Annotated in this window: 11 protein-coding genes; 6 read left to right on the top strand and 5 right to left on the bottom strand. The window is 35.5% G+C overall.

What is annotated here, in order from left to right:
* Positions 1–4: 4 nt before the first annotated feature.
* The 6 genes from AC1DVP_RS15995 (at position 5) to AC1DVP_RS15970 (ending at position 11472) form a co-directional block, all read left to right on the top strand.
* Entirely contained in the window at positions 5–1585 is a 1581-nt protein-coding gene (locus AC1DVP_RS15995) for a GH39 family glycosyl hydrolase (RefSeq protein WP_477184489.1), read from the top strand.
* 46 nt (positions 1586–1631) lie between these two features.
* A complete protein-coding gene (locus tag AC1DVP_RS15990) occupies positions 1632–3881 on the top strand; it encodes a glycoside hydrolase family 3 C-terminal domain-containing protein (RefSeq protein ID WP_477184488.1) in 2250 nt (749 codons plus the stop codon).
* Positions 3882–3916: 35 nt separating this feature from the next.
* The gene (locus tag AC1DVP_RS15985; protein ID WP_477184487.1) at positions 3917–5425 is read left to right on the top strand and encodes a cellulase family glycosylhydrolase; all 1509 of its coding nucleotides are present in this window, start codon (positions 3917–3919) and stop codon (positions 5423–5425) included.
* Positions 5426–5537: 112 nt separating this feature from the next.
* Complete coding sequence (locus AC1DVP_RS15980) at positions 5538–7487, top strand: sialate O-acetylesterase (RefSeq protein WP_477184486.1); 1950 nt, start codon at positions 5538–5540, stop codon at positions 7485–7487.
* A gap of 21 nt (positions 7488–7508) precedes the next feature.
* A complete protein-coding gene (locus tag AC1DVP_RS15975) occupies positions 7509–9011 on the top strand; it encodes a family 43 glycosylhydrolase (RefSeq protein ID WP_477184485.1) in 1503 nt (500 codons plus the stop codon).
* Positions 9012–9063: 52 nt separating this feature from the next.
* Positions 9064–11472 (top strand): glycoside hydrolase family 95 protein, encoded by a 2409-nt coding sequence (locus tag AC1DVP_RS15970; protein ID WP_477184484.1) that lies wholly within the window; start codon positions 9064–9066, stop codon positions 11470–11472.
* A 174-nt stretch (positions 11473–11646) separates the two neighbouring features.
* Here AC1DVP_RS15970 and AC1DVP_RS15965 read toward each other — a convergent pair whose 3' ends face one another.
* The 5 genes from AC1DVP_RS15965 to AC1DVP_RS15945 all read right to left on the bottom strand — a co-directional run bounded on the left by AC1DVP_RS15965 (position 11647) and on the right by AC1DVP_RS15945 (position 17315).
* Entirely contained in the window at positions 11647–12627 is a 981-nt protein-coding gene (locus tag AC1DVP_RS15965; RefSeq protein ID WP_477184483.1) for a Gfo/Idh/MocA family protein, read from the bottom strand.
* Positions 12628–12636: 9 nt separating this feature from the next.
* Positions 12637–13353, bottom strand: coding sequence for a DsbA family oxidoreductase (locus AC1DVP_RS15960; RefSeq protein WP_477184482.1), 717 nt, complete (start codon positions 13351–13353; stop codon positions 12637–12639).
* A gap of 109 nt (positions 13354–13462) precedes the next feature.
* On the bottom strand, positions 13463–13885 hold the full coding sequence (locus AC1DVP_RS15955) for an ArsR/SmtB family transcription factor (RefSeq protein WP_477184481.1): 423 nt from the start codon (positions 13883–13885) through the stop codon (positions 13463–13465).
* 416 nt (positions 13886–14301) lie between these two features.
* A complete protein-coding gene (locus tag AC1DVP_RS15950) occupies positions 14302–15672 on the bottom strand; it encodes an NADH-quinone oxidoreductase subunit N (protein ID WP_477184480.1) in 1371 nt (456 codons plus the stop codon).
* Positions 15673–15875: 203 nt separating this feature from the next.
* Positions 15876–17315: a complex I subunit 4 family protein gene (locus tag AC1DVP_RS15945; RefSeq protein WP_477184479.1), complete on the bottom strand. Its 1440-nt coding sequence runs from the start codon at positions 17313–17315 to the stop codon at positions 15876–15878.

Here is a 17315-nt window from a genome sequence, read left to right as displayed (position 1 = left end):
TTATATGAGGAAATATTTAATACTACTGATTGGATTATGTTTTCTAAACAATGCATCAACGTTTGGACAAAATAATAATTCCGATAACAGAACTATAAAAGTAAATTATAATGATGTTAGTGGGAAAATGAACACGATGTTCAAAGAATGTATTGGTGCCGGACGTGCCAATGAGGGATTACGCGCCGACTGGCAGCAGCAATTGGCTATGGCTAAAAAAGAATGTGATTTCAAATACATCCGTATGCATGGTTTATTGACAGATGATATGGCCGTATATCGTGAAGACAGTAAAGGAAATCCAGAATACAATTACCAGTATATTGATGTTTTATTTGATTTTATTGTAAGTATCAAAATGAAACCTTTTGTAGAGTTAGGCTTTATGCCATCAGCATTAGCGAGCGGAAAGGAAACTATTTTTTGGTGGAAAGGGAATGTTACACCGCCAAAAGATTATAATAAATGGGGTGATTTAATTAAAAACCTAACGCAGCATTTTACAGAACGTTACGGAGCTGAAGAAGTAAAAAGCTGGTATTTTGAAGTATGGAACGAACCTAACTTATCGCCTGGTTTTTGGACAGGAACACAGCAGGATTATTTCAAATTATATGAATATGCTGCAAAAGCGGTCAAAAGTGTAAATACAGGCTATAGAGTTGGAGGTCCTGCAACAGCAGGGGCTGGCTGGGTTCCGGAAACGATTGATTTTTGCACTAAAAATAATGTGCCAATAGACTTTATTTCGACACATACTTATGGTGTAAATCAAGGATATTTAGATGAATATGGTTCTACAGGTACGGTTTTAAATAAGGATGATTCAAGTGTTAGCGGGGATGTTATCAATTCTAGAAAGCAAATAGCAACTTCAGCTAAACCAAATCTCGAATTGCATTATACCGAATGGAGTTCTTCTTATACTCCTGCGGATCCAATTCATGACAGTTACCATTCGGCAGCTTATATTCTTCAAAAATTAAAGCAGGCAGGCAATGCTCCAAACTCGATGTCCTATTGGGTTTTTACGGATATTTTCGAAGAGCCGGGGCCTAGATTTACCCCTTTTCACGGAGGATTCGGATTGTTAAATACTCAAGGGATTAAAAAACCAGCTTATTTCTCTTATTATCTAATGAATAAATTGGGAGAAACCGAACTTAAAAATACCGACAGTTCATCTTGGGCAACTAAAAATGCTAAAGGAGATGTACAGCTTTTATTTTGGAATTATGCCTACACTCTGCCAGAGAAGGATGTTAATAATCAAACGTATTATATAAAAGATTTGCCGTCAAAATCAAAAGGTGAGGTTAAAATTGAAGTGGAAGGATTAAAGAAAGGGAAATATAATCTGGAGATTTATAAAGTGGGCTATAAAGTTAATGATGCTTTCGCAGATTATTTAGCGATGGGAAAACCAAGCCAGCTAACTCTAGAACAAGTAAAATCAATCAAGAAAAATAACAGCGGCGTACCAATTGCAATTGAGAAAATAAGCATTGATGATAAAGGGAAGTTTAGTAAAACTTACAAGATAAATGAGAATGATGTTGTCTTTTTTAATTTTATAAAACAATAGTTGCTTAGAATAATCAATCAGTAATAATCACAATAATAGTAGGATAATGAAAAATAAAATCAAATACGTAGCAATGGCTGTTTCAGTCCTTGTATTTGCTGATGGCAATGCACAGTCAGGAGTGAAAAAAATAGCGTCGTCTGAAACTAAAAAACAGCAAACCACATACGTTGGTAAAGGAATAACAAACGAGAATGATGCCGCCATCGAGAAGTTAATTTCACAAATGACTCTGGAGGAAAAAATTGGAATGCTGCATGGCAACAGTATGTTTACTTCGGGTGGAGTAAAACGCTTGGGCATTCCGGAATTAAAAATGGCTGATGGGCCACTGGGAGTCCGCGAAGAAATTTCACGTGATAATTGGTCTCCTGCAGGTTTAACTAACGATTTTGCGACTTATTATCCTGCGGGCGGAGCATTAGCGGCTACTTGGAATGCTGAAATGGGCTACACTTTTGGTAACAGTTTAGGACAGGAAATGCGTGCTAGAGGTAAAGACATGCTACTTTCGCCTGCTATTAATATTGTAAGGACTCCGCTGGGAGGGAGAACATATGAATATATGAGTGAAGACCCATTTTTGAACAAAAAAATAGCCGTGCCTTTGATTGTTGGTTTACAGGATAATGATGTTATGGCATGCGTAAAACATTTTGCGGCTAATAATCAGGAAACGAATCGTGATTTTGTTGATGTACAGATTGATGAACGTGCACTTCGTGAAATTTATTTGCCTGCTTTTGAAGCATCTGTTAAAGAGGCAAAAGCGTATAGCATAATGGGAGCTTACAATAAATTTAGAGGTGAATATTTATGTGAGAATGATTATATGCTTAATAAAATATTGCGTGACGAATGGGGTTTTAAAGGAATCGTAGTGTCTGATTGGGCTGCGGTACATACTACCGTAAAATCTTTGCAGAACGGATTGGATGTTGAAATGGGAACTCCAAAAAAGTTCAATGAATTTTTCATGGCAGATAAATTAATCGTAGCTGTCAAAAATGGAGAAGTTTCTGAAAAAGAAATTGATAAACATGTGAGACGCATTTTGAATACTTTATATCAAGTGAAAGCAATGGGTGGCAAAAAACGGGCGAATGGAAGTATCGCTACCGAAGCGCATTATCATGATGCCTACAAAATTGCTTCAGAAGCGATAGTGCTATTGAAAAATGAGAACAGCGCATTGCCATTAAAATTAGACGGAGTAAAATCGATTGCTGTTATTGGTAATAATGCAACAAAGAAAAATGCTTTGGGCGGATTTGGTGCCGGAGTAAAAACCAAAAGAGAGATTACACCTTTAGACGGATTGAAAAACAGATTACCTGCTTCTGTCAAAATCAATTATGCAGAGGGATATCTTGAGCGTTATGAAGAAAGAAATAAGGGGAACTTAGGAAATATAACTTCTGCTGGGCCAGTTACTATTGATCAATTAGATCCTGCTACACTGCAGGAAGCTATAAAGGCTGCCAAAAACTCGGATATTGCAATTGTATTTGCGGGTTCAAATCGTGATTATGAAACCGAATCTTCAGATCGCAGAACGTTAAACTTACCATTCGGACAAGAAGAATTGATTAAAAAAGTGTTGGAAGCAAATCCAAAAACAATAGTGGTATTGATTGCCGGAGCTCCTTTTGAAATTGATGATTTAAGCAAAAAAACAAATGCTTTAGTTTGGAGTTGGTTCAATGGATCTGAGGGAGGAAATGCTTTGGCTGATGTACTGTTAGGAAAAGTAAATCCATCTGGGAAATTGCCTTGGACAATGCCTAAAAAATTGATGGATTCTCCTGCTCACGCGACTAACAGTTTTCCTGGAGATAAAACAGTTGAGTATAAAGAAGGAATTTTGGTAGGTTACAGATGGTTTGATACAAAAAATGTTGAGCCTTTATACCCTTTTGGATACGGATTATCATACACGGCTTTTGCTTTCAGTGATGCTAAAGCAGATAAAGCTTCGTACGGAGTTGGTGAAACAATTACAGTTACATTAACAGTTAAAAATACTGGAAAAACAGACGGTAAAGAAGTCGTGCAATTGTATGCTTCTAAAGCCGATTCAAAAATTGAGCGCGCTTCTCAAGAATTAAAAGGATTCCAAAAAGTGTTTGTTGGAGCTGGAAAATTAACAGCAATAACAATTAAGGTTCCAGTAAAAGAATTGGCATACTACGATGCAACAGCTAAAAGCTGGATTGTTGAGCCAGGAAAATACACTTTAAATATTGGAAATTCTTCACGCGATATCAAAAATAGAATTGATGTTGTCATAAAATAACATTTGCTAATAACCAACCAAGAATCAATACTATTATGAATAAGATGATTAAAAAATATAGTTTCTTTTTTTTGATATGCTTTGCTTTTTTTAGTGCAACAGCATGCAGTTCAGATAATGCAGCTCCTGAGGAACCAAAAACTGCAGCAAAAACACTTTCCGCAGATATCTCTAAGATAGATTTTGTTGCCAAAGGAAATGCAGTCAGTGTTACTGTTACAACCGATGCTAAGACATGGGCTATTGCTTCTAATGCTGATTGGGTTCAATTGAGTAAAACTTCAGGAACTTTAGGAAGCAGTTTAGTAACAATTACGGCATTAGAAAACACAACTACAGCTGTCAGAACAGCTATGGTAACTATAAGTTCCAGTGAAGCCGCATCAGTACAAATTTCAATTTCACAAGTTGGAAGCACCGTTGTAACAGGTTTATATCCTAGTTACAATACTAACCCGATTGCAGATGATGCTACTGGAATGGGAAGTACTGCTGTACAATTAGCAGCAAAAATTAAATTAGGCTGGAATATAGGAAACACTATGGAAGCAATTGGTGGAGAAACCGCCTGGGGAAATCCAAAAGTTACAAAAGCCCTGATTGATTTGGTTAAGGCAAATGGATTTAATGCGATTAGAATTCCTTGTTCTTGGAATCAGTATGCTAATGCTACAACAGCTCAAATCAATGCAGAATGGTTAGCTAGAGTAAAAGAAGTAGTGCAATATTGTGTTGACAATGATATGTATGTAGTTCTTAATATTCACTGGGATGGTGGCTGGCTGGAAAATAATATTACCGAAGCCAAAAAAGTAGAAAACAATGCTAAACAAAAAGCATTCTGGGAACAAATTGCAACACAGTTACGCGGATTTGATGAACATTTGCTTTTTGCAGGCGCTAACGAACCAGCTGTTGAAGATGCCGGACAAATGGCAGTTTTAACTTCTTATCATCAAACGTTTATTAATGCGGTGCGTTCGACAGGAGGAAAAAATGCTTATCGTACTTTAATAATTCAGGGACCAACAACAGATATTGATAAAACCAATAAGTTAATGACTACATTGCCAACAGATACAGCAGCAAACCGTATGATGGTAGAGGTTCATTACTATGGGCCGTGGAATTTTGGAGGTTTAACAAAAGATGAATCTTGGGGTAAAATGTTTTACTATTGGGGGGCAGGTTTCCATTCAACAACAGATACAGAACGTAATGCAACTTTTGGAGAGGAAGCAGATTTGGATAAAAATTTCAAACTAATGAAAACCCAATTTGTAGATAAAGGAATTCCAGTTTTATTAGGAGAATTTGGTGCCATCCGCAGAACAACCTTAACTGGAGATGCATTGACTTTGCACTTGGCTTCAAGAGCTTATTATTTAAAAACAGTTGTAAAAACAGCAAGAGCAAATGGATTATTGCCATTTTATTGGGATGAAGGAAGCATTGGAAACAATGGTTTCGGAATTTTTAAAAGAAGTGATAATACCATTTTTGATTCGCAAGCATTAACTGCTCTGCAAGATGGATTGAAGTAATTTCTGAGTTGCTAAGTTGCAAAGAATCTAAGATTCTAAGTTTTGTTAAAGCTTAGCATCTTAGATTCTTGGTGGCTTAAAGACTTTTTAAAAAATAAAAAAAATAAAAAAAATGAAAAAAAGTATCGTATTTCTTTTTTTGATGGTAAGTATTTTGGCAAATGCCAATGTCCGAGTGCCATTATTGTTTTCTGACGGAATGGTTTTACAGCGAAATAAACCAATTCCGGTTTGGGGTTGGGCTGATCCTGGCGAAAAAGTAGAAATTCAATTTAATAAGCAAATCAAAACTGTCACTGCCGATAAAAACGGTAAATGGATGGTGAGTTTAAATGCTGAAAAAGCAGGCGGACCTTTTGAGTTATCTGTTACAGGGAAAAATAAAATCGTCATAAAAGATGTTTTGGTCGGAGAAGTCTGGATTTGCAGCGGACAATCAAATATGGAATTTCGGGTTCTCAAAACCGTGAATGCAGAGAAAGAAATCAATGATTCTAATTATCCAATGATTCGTCATTTTGGAGTGGCTCAGGACTTAAGCGGTACTCCAAAAGAGGATTTAAAAGCAGGAAAATGGGAAGTAAGCGGTAAAGAAACCGTTGGTAGTTTTACCGCTGTTGGCTATTATTTCGCTAAAAAATTATATGCCGAATTAAAAATCCCAATCGGAATTATCAATACTTCTTGGGGAGGAACCTGTGTAGAAACATGGACAAGTCGCGAAGCTTTTCAAAAAAGTGATGATTTTAAAGATATGATTGCCGGTGTACCTACAGTAAATATGGATTCGATTTCAAAATTGTATGCCAGACAAATGAAAGAAAGAATCGAAAAAATTCAGGGTACAGCAGTAAGTACAAACAATGAAAATACTTTCAAAGATTTAGCTTTTGATGATACTGTCTGGGGTGAATTAAATACTCCGGGCTTATGGGAAAACCAGCCTTTAGAAGATTTAGATGGTGTTGTCTGGATGCGCAAAACCATCATGATTACTGCTGATGACATTAAAAACAAAGCCGTTTTGAGTTTAGCAAAAATCGACGATGAAGACATTACATACGTAAATGGAATCGAAGTCGGCAAAAACATACAATGGGATTTAAAAAGAGTTTATGAAGTTCCGGCAAATATTCTAAAGGAAGGAAAAAATGTAATTGCCGTAAGAATTGTCGATAACAGCGGAGGCGGAGGTATCTATGGAGAAAAAGAAGATTTAAAATTAACAATTGGGTCTAAAATCATTCCGCTTGACGGGAGATGGAAATTCAGGGTAATTGTTGTAAAAACTTCGCTGTCGCCAAATAGTTATCCTTCATTATTGTACAACGCCATGGTAAATCCACTGGTTCCTTATGCGTTTCAGGGTGTTTTATGGTATCAGGGCGAAGCCAATGTATGGAGAGCCAATCAATACAAGAAAGCATTCCCTTTGATGATTACCGATTGGAGAACCAAATGGAATCAAGGAGACTTTCCTTTTTACTTTGTGCAATTGTCAACTTTTGATGAATTCGGCGGCAACAGTAAAAAAGGAAGCCGTTGGGCAGAACTTCGCGAAGCACAAACCGAAACGTTGAAATTGGCAAAGACTGGAATGGCAGTAAGTACTGATATTGGAAATGCAAAAGACATTCACCCAACAAACAAGCAAGATGTTGCAAAACGTTTAGCATCTATTGCCCTGAATGATGTTTATGGTAAAAAACAAGTTTGCAGCGGTCCAATGTACAAAGCAATGGAGACTAAAGGAAACCAAATTATAGTAAGCTTTTCTTCTATTGGAAGCGGATTGTCAACAGTGGATAAAAACGGAAGTCTAAAAGGTTTTGAAATTGCTGGTGCCGATAAAGTTTTTTATCCTGCTAAAGCCACAATAAAAGATAATAAAGTAATCATTTTTAGCGAAAGCGTGCCAAATCCCGTTGCTGTTCATTATGGCTGGGCCGATGATGATACTGAAATTAATCTTTTCAATAAAGAAAATTTTCCAGCATCTCCTTTCCGAACTGATAATTGGGAAATGATTACCGCATCAGGAAAATATAATGTTAGTAAATAATAACAACCAGTAAAAATCAAGATGAAAAAGTTAATTTTATTATTTATATTTTTATTGTCGTTTGCTATCAATGCGCAGCAACAAAAAAAACAGCAAAACACGGAATCTTACAGCAATCCAATCTTTGCAGGAGATTACCCCGATCCTTCGATAATTAGGGATGGAGAGGATTACTACATTGTACATTCTTCATTCAATTATTATCCTGGATTATTAATTTGGACTTCCAAAGATTTAATTAATTGGAAACCGGTTACTCATGCATTAAATAAAAGTGTGGGTTCGGTGTGGGCTCCGGATTTGGTTAAATTCAATAACAAATTTTACATTTATTTCCCTGCGAATAATACCAATTATGTCGTATGGGCGAATACGATTAATGGACCTTGGAGTGATCCTATTGATTTAAAAATTAGCGGTATAGATCCAGGACATTTTACAGATGATAAAGGCGATCGTTTTCTTTATTTTAGCAGTGGTAGTTATGCACCACTTTCCAAAGATGGGCTTTCAGTAACTGGAAATGCAATACACTCTTATGATGGCTGGAAAATACCAAGAGACTGGTCGATAGAATGTTTTTGTCTGGAAGGCCCAAAAATGATTAAAAAAGGAGATTATTATTATTTAACCGTTGCCGAAGGCGGAACTGCCGGGCCAGCAACAAGCCACATGGTAATTTCAGCTCGTTCAAAATCTCCTTTCGGACCTTGGGAAAACGCACCTAACAATCCAATTGTCAGAACAAACGATAGTTCCGAAAAATGGTGGTCTAAAGGTCATGCATCTATTATAGACGATGTTAAGGGGAATTGGTGGATGGTTTTTCATGGTTATGAGAATGGGTATTACAACATGGGCCGTCAGACACTTCTACAACCCATAGAATGGACAAAAGATGGCTGGTTCAAAATGAAGGAAGGCATTAAAACTGAAGATAAAATAAAAAAACCGGCAGGTCAATCGATAAAAAGTGATTTCACGCTTTCGGATACTTTTACGGGAACGAAGCTCAATCCACAATGGCAATTTTTTGACGAGTATGATTCTAAAAGAGCCACATTTTCTCCCAATGGAATAAAAATCAAAGGAAAAGGAACGGGAATTGGCCAAAGTTCACCCCTGTTATGCACACCTTCTGATCATTCATACACTGCAGATGTTGAAGTTGAAATAGAAGGCAATGCATCGGCTGGACTAGTTCTTTTCTATGATACTAAATTGTTTACAGGAATTGCTTTCGATAAAGAAAATATTATAGCAATTCTTAGAGTATGGCAATTTCCTACCGAAAAAGGAGTGAATAAAACACACTTATTTTTACGCTTAGAAAAAAGAGAACAAGTAGTAAATATGTTTTACAGCATAAATGGAAAGGATTGGTTAAAAATCGAAAACTCTGCAGAGGTAAGTTCTTTTAATCATAATGTGCTAAGCGGTTTTATGAGTTTAAAATTAGGCCTTTCTGCTGTAGGAGAAGGTGAAGTTACTTTTAAAAATTTTATTTATAAAACAATTTATTAAATAGAAAAAACAATTACTTTGTAAGTGAAAGAATTATAATAGCTATCTAAATATGAAATCAAACCTCATAAATCAAATGCTTTTAGTCTTCATTTTTTCCTCTTTTTGGGGAAAAGTGGCAGCACAATCCAGTCATGTTTTATGGTACAACCAGCCAGCCGAATTTTTTGAAGAAAGTTTGGCTTTAGGAAACGGAAAATTAGGCGCAACCGTTTTTGGAGGCGTTAATTCAGATAAAATATATTTAAACGATGCCACACTTTGGTCGGGGGAACCTGTAAATGCCAATATGAACCCCGAAGCATATAAAAACGTTCCGGCGGTTCGGGAAGCATTAAAAAATGAAAACTACAAATTAGCCGAAGAATTAAATAAAAAAATTCAAGGGAAAAATTCAGAATCATTTGCACCTTTAGAAACATTAGAGATCAGTAATTCTAATAAAGGAAAAGTTTCTAATTATTACAGGGAACTGGATATTTCGAATGCAATATCAAAAGTAACTTACGAAATAGACGGCGTAAAATTTACCCGCGAATACTTTGTTTCGGCGCCGGACCAAATCATGGTAATCAAATTGACAAGCAGTAAAAAAGGAGCATTGAATTTTGATATTAATTCAAGCAGCTTATTAAAGTCAAATGTTGAAGTAAAAAATAATATGCTGAAAATGAATGGTTATGCGCCAATTCATGAAAATGAGGGATATACAGTTCTTCCAAAATATCTGGATGTAAAAGAAAGAGGTACAAGATTTACAACTTTAATTCAGATTAAAAATACGGACGGAACAGTTACAAGTTCAAATACAACTTTAGGTTTAAAAGACGCTACCGAAGCATTAATTTATGTTTCTGTTGCTACAAGTTTCAATGGTTTTGATAAAAATCCTGCAACTGAAGGTTTAAATGATAAAGCAATTGCTTCAGAAAATTTAAACAAAGCATTCTTAAAGTCATTTGATAAATTAAAACAATCTCACATTGCCGATTATCGGAAATTTTATAATCGTGTCAGTTTGGATTTAGGAAAAACAACAGCTCCAAATCTTCCGACAGATGAGCGTTTATTGCGTTATGCTGACGGCAAAGAAGATAAAAATTTAGAGATTCTGTATTTTCAATATGGCCGTTATTTATTGATAAGCAGTTCAAGAACTCTGGGAGTTCCTGCAAATTTACAAGGTATCTGGAATCCTTACCTAAATCCGCCTTGGAGCAGTAATTATACGATGAACATTAATGTCGAAGAGAATTATTGGCTGGCAGAAAACACCAACCTTTCTGAAATGCATCTGCCTCTTTTGAGTTTTATAAAAAATCTTTCGGTAACCGGAAAGGTTACGGCGAAGACTTTTTATGGAGTTGATAAAGGCTGGGCGGCAGGACATAATTCAGATATCTGGGCGATGACCAATCCAGTCGGGCAATTTGGTAAAGAAGAGCCCATGTGGGCATGCTGGCCAATGGCGGGAGCCTGGCTGAGTACACACATTTGGGAACATTATGTTTTTACCCAGGATAAAAAATACTTAAAAGAGGAAGGTTATCCGTTGATGAAAGGGGCAGCTGAATTTTGTTTGGGCTGGATGGTAACTGATAAAAAAGGCAATTTAATTACATCACCATCAACTTCTCCGGAAAATCAATACATAGCTCCCGATGGTTTTGTCGGTGCGACAATGTATGGAGGAACAGCAGATTTGGCGATGATTAGAGAATGTTTCGATAAGACGATAAAAGTATCAAAAGTTCTGAATATTGATGCTGATTTCAGAGCAAAACTAGAAACAGCACTTTCGAAATTTCATCCTTATCAAATTGGTGAAAAAGGCAATTTGCAGGAGTGGTATTACGATTGGGAAGATAAAGATCCAAGGCACCGCCATCAATCACAATTATTCGGGCTTTTTCCCGGCAATCATATCACGCCTCTTAAAACGCCAGAATTAGCTAATGCGGCCAAGAAAACACTTGAAATTAAAGGAGATGAAACCACAGGCTGGTCAAAAGGCTGGAGAATTAATCTTTGGGCTAGGCTTTGGGATGGTAACCGTGCTTATAAAATGTTCAGGGAACTGCTTCGATACGTAGATCCAGACGGAAAAAAAACGGAGAAACCTAGAAGAGGCGGAGGAACCTATCCTAACTTATTCGATGCGCATGCGCCTTTTCAAATTGATGGGAATTTTGGAGGAGCTGCAGCAGTGGCAGAAATGCTGGTACAGTCTGATGAAAATGAAATCCGATTATTGCCTGCTTTGCCGGATGCATGGGAAAGCGGATCTGTAAAAGGAATCTGTGCTAGGGGAGGTTTTGAAATTGCAATGCAATGGAATAATAAAACTCTGCAAAAAGTGACCGTTTTATCTAAAAATGGTGGAAAAACAACACTGATTAGCGGAGATGAAAAGAAAAATATTATTTTGAAGAAAGGTCAGAAAGTTGATTTGACTTGGTAATTATTTTAATGAATGCAACATAAAAACAGAGGCAACTAATTTTTTAGTTGCCTCTGTTTTTATGTTATCTCCGGAACTTCATTGTTCATGTCCTGCAAGGTTTTTTTTAACCTTGTAAGTATAAATTCCGATCACCAGATCCTACAAGATTTCGAAAAAGACCTTGCTGGAAATTTAGTTTCCAATAATCTGATCCATGACCCAGCTGGTGTGGGCCGCTGTGAATGCATTAGAAGGATGTTTGGAATTTCCAAGTAAATGATCACGCATTTGCTCCACATGATGTAACTGAACATTTTCGGGATGAGGGATGTCATGAGTGGATTCGCCTGCAGTAGTTTTTAGAATTAAAGGATCGTTTTCAAATATAGAGAATGTGATTTTACCTTCACTGCCATAAATCTCCACTATATCTTCGCGTTCAAAGGAGCCAAAATTCCAGCTGCCGCTTCCTGTTATGTCAGATTCGTGCAGCCAGTTGGCAACAACTGCATCTTTTGAAGTGTACAGCCCCTGCTGATTCAGACTAATTCCTGAAACTTCTTTTATGTCTCCAAGATAATGAATGAACAAGTCCAGCCCGTGGCTGGCTAAATCATCAAAATAGCCTCCTGTTGCGATTTTTATGTCGGTTCTCCAATTGTATTCGCCAGAACGGTCTTGATCGCTTACAGGTTTGCTTAAATGCCATCTGATATGTCTTATGTCTCCAATAGTTTTTGAATCAATCCATTTTTTGACCTGTTCAAATTTTGGGAGAGTCCTTCTGTAATATGCAACAAATACAGGAATGTTTTTTGCTTCAAATGCTTCAGCAATATCTAAACAATCTTGATAGTTTGGTGCCAATGGTTTTTCAATACAGCATGGTTTACCTGCTTCCGCAACTTTTAATGCGTAATATTTATGGGTATCGGGCGGTGTGGCTATATAAACAGCATCAATTTCGGGGTCATTTATTAAGGCATCTGCATCGGTATAATATTTCGGGATATTATGTCTTTTGGCGTAATCTGCCACTTTTTCCGGATCTCTGCGCATTACCGCTTCAATAGTAAAACCAGCTGTTTTTTGATAGGCGGGACCGCTTTTTAGTTCGGTGACATTACCACAGCCAATTATTCCCCATCGAAGGGTTTTTGTTATTTCGTTCATATCTTTATTTTATTCACAGCCATCAATTGTACAACTGTTGGTTTCGGTTGTGTTTTGTATTTGTATTGATGTGTTAAAATTGCCTTCTTCCCATGTTTTCTCAAGAGTTTTCAAAAAGACGTCTGTAGGCTGTGCCCCAGATACTGCGTATTTATTATCGAATACAAAGAACGGGACTCCTGTTACACCAAGATCTTGTGCTTCTTGCTGGTCTTGTCTAACCTCTTTTGTGTAGGTATCAGTATCGATGAGCTGTTTGATTTCGTCAATGTGCAATCCTGCTTTTTGCCCAATTTCTAGAAGTGTATTCCAATCATTAACATTTTTCCCATCGGTTAAATATGCTTTGAAAAGCAGTTCTTTTAACTCGTTAGAGCGATTGTGTGTTTTTGCCAAATGCAATAATCTATGAGCATTTAATGAATTGGCCAAGATTGCTTTTTCAAAATGGAAATCCAATCCGTTACTTTTAGCTGTTTGACTAGTGTTTTCTACCATTGATTGTGCCCAATCAGTATCTCTTCGGTATTTTTCAGCCAAATGGTCTACTACCGTTTCACCAGGGGTTGCAACGAAATTGGGATCCAATTGAAAACTTTTCCATTCTATTTCAATGGAATCTTTGTTTTCAAATTGTGTGATGGCTTCTTCTATTTTTCTTTTCCCTATATAACAAAACGGACACATTACATCCGACCAGATTTGTATTTTTAATTGATTTTTCATTTTCATTTTTTTATTGGCATTATCAAATAATTTAAAGTGCAAAATTAAAGAAATTGAATTTTGCACTTTTGTTATTTAAGTTTTTATTATAACATTACTCAAAATTGGTTTATATCTTTTTTTTATTTGGGAATTGATAATTAAATTCCTTTAAATGTAATTTATCTCTTTTCTTTATTTGTGATTTTTGGGGAAGTATTGCAATTTCTGCTTCTTTTGAAAGTAATTTATTGGATAAATAATTGGTTAGATACTTTTTAAGAATTTGTATTTTTTCTACTTCAATAGAGTAGATTGTTTTTTTTCCAACATTCTTTACATTTAATAGCTGCGCTTTTTTCAATTCTAATAAATGTTTGGATATTGTGGATTGTGCTAATGGAATTAGGGAAACAATTTCACCGCAGGTTCTATTGTTTTTATTCCATAATAGTGTCATTATCTGCATTCGGGTTGGATGCCCCAATGCTTTGCAGATATCAGCGATTGCATTTGTTTCCTGATCGAAATCCTGTCTTTTAGTCGTTCCCATAACTGCTTTATTTCATATCGTAATTTAGCGATTATATTCGATATATAAGCTCTTGTTTGCATTTCTTTAGCATATGCCTATACAGTGAGCTAAAACGAATAAAATTTAGTCTTTTTAGAGTTTTCGGAAATTTAGAAAACTTATATTGATAAATCAGGTATAAATACGTAAAAATATAAGTTTTGTATTTGATAAATTTGATAAAATTAAACAAGTCAGAAGAGATTTTTGTAAACAGTTTTTAATTTATTTAGATTTTAAGAAATAAAAATAAATTATAAATATTTGAACAAATAGTTTTGAGTTTGATTAGATTAGGGGGAATAGCCATCGATTTTTAATTGATGGCTTTTTTTATAAAAAATAAGAGCCAGCTAAATTTAGCTGGCTCTTTAGATATTGTAATGATTATTGTCTTATGCTAATAAATCTAAAACTAATGAAGGAAACAATCCTATAATGATATTTAGTGCAATAGCAATAACAGCAACTGAGTAATACAAGAATGATTTTCCGCTACGGACTTCATTTGCATCTTTTGTGTACATTGCCAAAATTAATTTAAAGTAGTAACCAACACTTATAATCGAGTTGATAACGGCAAATATAACAACTACTAAATAGCCTGCTTGAATAGTTTGGCCAAATAAAACCAATTTGGCAAAGAAACCTGCAAAGATTGGAATCCCAGCCATAGAAAGCAAAGATCCAGTTAAGATAGCTGCCAATAACGGATTAGTTTTTCCTAAGCCGTGAAAGTTTACAATATCTTCATTTTCTTTGTTCTTGCACACATACAGGATAACGCTGAAAGCAGCAATTCCCGCTAGAGAATAAGCTGAAGTATAGTATAATAAACTTCCTGCTGAATTGGAAATACTCAATAATGTCATTAACATGAATCCTGCATGTGAAATACCAGAGAAAGCCAGCATACGTTTTACATTGACTTGTCTTAATGCCATGATATTACCTACAGTCATAGAAAGAATCGAAATAACGACTACAACAATTTGAAATGAGTAATTGATATCAGCATGCATGCTGGATAATAATTTATAAAGCGTTGCAATGGCTACTACTTTTGCCAAAGTACTCATTAAGGCAGTAGTTAGAGTTGGAGAACCTTCGTAAACATCAGGTGCCCAAAAATGAAACGGAACAGCTGCGATTTTAAACAGCATACCGATAGTCAGTAAAACAATTCCGATTGGAAACCAAATAGGAAGTTCGGCTGATTGAGACATGTCGCTAATTTCAACAATATCAAATGATCCCATTGCTCCGTAAATCATACAGATACCAAATAAAATAATTCCAGATGCAAATGATCCCATCAGGAAGTATTTCATTCCAGCTTCATTACTTTTAACTTTGGTTCTGTTACTTGCTGCAAGTACATAAAGAGAAATAGATAATATTTCGATTCCTAAAAAGAACATTGCAAGATTTCCAAAAGAAACCATAGCAACCGCTCCAGCTAATAAGAATACTTTTATGGCAATAAAATCTGAAATTTTACTTTGATGATTTTCATAAAAATTATGCCCCAAGGCCACCAAAAACAATGTCAAGACAATAAATAGACTAGAAAATGCAATCGAAAATTTATTTACAACGATCATATTGTTGTAGTAACTTCCAGGCGAATTAAATTCGGAAACTGTAAGTCCTAGAATAGCTAATAACCCAATTACTGTTATTGGAACAATTGCTTTTCTAAAATCAAAGATTTCAAATATAAGGCATAAAACACCTAATCCTATTATAGCTATTAATGTTGTCATTTTTTATTTTTTAATTTCGGATTTGAGATTTATCATCGATAAATGTTAACAATGACAATTTCGTTTAACCTAATTTATTTTGTTATTCTTTATTTTTTTATGCTTAAAAGATTTCTTTTTTAGATTTAATTTCTGAAATGCTTCGCCAGTTTGTTGTTGCTCTCGGGTCTAAAATCGTTAATCTTCATTCTAAAATCAAACCTCTATGCTTTATTTATTACTTTCAAAATAACTTCAAGACTAGGCGTTATTAAATCATTGATTGGTTTTGGATACATTCCGAAGAAAAATAATACCACAATAATAATAACCATTGTCAAGCCTTCAGCGAAAGTAACATCAGTAAATAATTTTGTGTTGGTTTCTCCTAACATAGAGTGCTGAAACATCTTTAGCATATAATAAGCTCCCAGAATGATAGTCGTTCCTCCTAAAATGGCAAACCAAATATTGATCTGATAAAGGCTGTACAATACAGTAAATTCACCAATAAAGTTAAAAGTTGTTGGTAAAGCCACAGAAGCCAATACCAAAATTAAAAACATAGATGTGAATTTTGGGGATTGAGAACGAATGCCTCCCATATCGGCAATCAATCTAGTTTCGTATCTTCTAAAAATGATTTCTGCTGCGAAAAACAATCCAACTACCACAAATCCGTGAGCAATCATTTGTAAAACAGCTCCTCTAAAACCATCAAGAGTCAGTGTGTAAGTACCAGCAGAAATTAACCCAACGTGAGCAAGAGATGAATAAGCTAGTAATTTTTTAAGATTTTTTTGTCTCAATGCAACGATTGAACCATAAATTACTCCTGCAATACCCACTCCGATGAATATAAACATGTATTCTTTTGCCGCTAATGGAGCCAAAGGCAATTGCCAGCGGATAAGGCTGTACAATCCCATTTTTAGCATAATTCCAGATAAAAGCATAGTTCCAAGAGTTGGTGCTTTTTGGTACACATTTGCCTGCCAAGTATGGAACGGAATTAAAGGAATCTTAATTGCGTATGCCAAAAAGAAAGCGGTAAAAATCCATTTTTGTTCATCAACAGTTAAATTCAGTCTGTATAAATCTTCGATAAGGAAGCTTCCCGCTTTTTGGTACATATAAACAAATGCAACCAGCATAAATAAAGAACCGGCAAGAGTATAGATGAAAAACTTAACCACTGCTTTTTTGCGTTCTTCAGCATCACCGTTACCCCAAATCAATGCAATAAAGTAAATTGGGATTAAAGATAATTCCCAAAAGATATAATATAAAAGTCCATCGCTAGCTAGGAAAGTCCCAGTCATGGCAAAAGACATGAACAATATTAGTGCATAAATAGCCTTTGAATTTTTAAATTCATTGCCAAAAGATGATAAAATGATTATGGCAGTCAAGATAGTTGTCAATAAAATCATTGCCAATGACAATCCGTCTGCCTGTAATGCAAATGAAACTTTAGGCAGTGTAATCCATTGGCTGCTATAGCTGATGTTTTCTCCTAAATTAAAATGATTCAACAAAACTATAGAGCAACCCGCAGACGCCAATCCAAAAAACAATGCCACTTTTGGAGCGAGCTTGTCACCAGCTAAATAAGTTGCAAATGCGCCAACTAAAAGGATGATTAATATTAGAGATACATTCAT

This window comes from Flavobacterium sp. P3_A6, from assembly GCF_056403035.1.
This window is presented reverse-complemented; position numbering and strand designations above follow the sequence as displayed.

Bases quoted from the DNA above. Each gene is read 5' to 3' on its own strand.
- AC1DVP_RS15995 (WP_477184489.1), top strand. From the start codon at position 5: ATGAGGAAATATTTAATACTACTGATTGGATTATGTTTTCTAAACAAT.
- AC1DVP_RS15990 (WP_477184488.1), top strand. From the start codon at position 1,632: ATGAAAAATAAAATCAAATACGTAGCAATGGCTGTTTCAGTCCTTGTA.
- AC1DVP_RS15985 (WP_477184487.1), top strand. From the start codon at position 3,917: ATGAATAAGATGATTAAAAAATATAGTTTCTTTTTTTTGATATGCTTT.
- AC1DVP_RS15980 (WP_477184486.1), top strand. From the start codon at position 5,538: ATGAAAAAAAGTATCGTATTTCTTTTTTTGATGGTAAGTATTTTGGCA.
- AC1DVP_RS15975 (WP_477184485.1), top strand. From the start codon at position 7,509: ATGAAAAAGTTAATTTTATTATTTATATTTTTATTGTCGTTTGCTATC.
- AC1DVP_RS15970 (WP_477184484.1), top strand. From the start codon at position 9,064: ATGAAATCAAACCTCATAAATCAAATGCTTTTAGTCTTCATTTTTTCC.
- AC1DVP_RS15965 (WP_477184483.1), bottom strand. From the start codon at position 12,627: ATGAACGAAATAACAAAAACCCTTCGATGGGGAATAATTGGCTGTGGT.
- AC1DVP_RS15960 (WP_477184482.1), bottom strand. From the start codon at position 13,353: ATGAAAAATCAATTAAAAATACAAATCTGGTCGGATGTAATGTGTCCG.
- AC1DVP_RS15955 (WP_477184481.1), bottom strand. From the start codon at position 13,885: ATGGGAACGACTAAAAGACAGGATTTCGATCAGGAAACAAATGCAATC.
- AC1DVP_RS15950 (WP_477184480.1), bottom strand. From the start codon at position 15,672: ATGACAACATTAATAGCTATAATAGGATTAGGTGTTTTATGCCTTATA.
- AC1DVP_RS15945 (WP_477184479.1), bottom strand. From the start codon at position 17,315: ATGAATGTATCTCTAATATTAATCATCCTTTTAGTTGGCGCATTTGCA.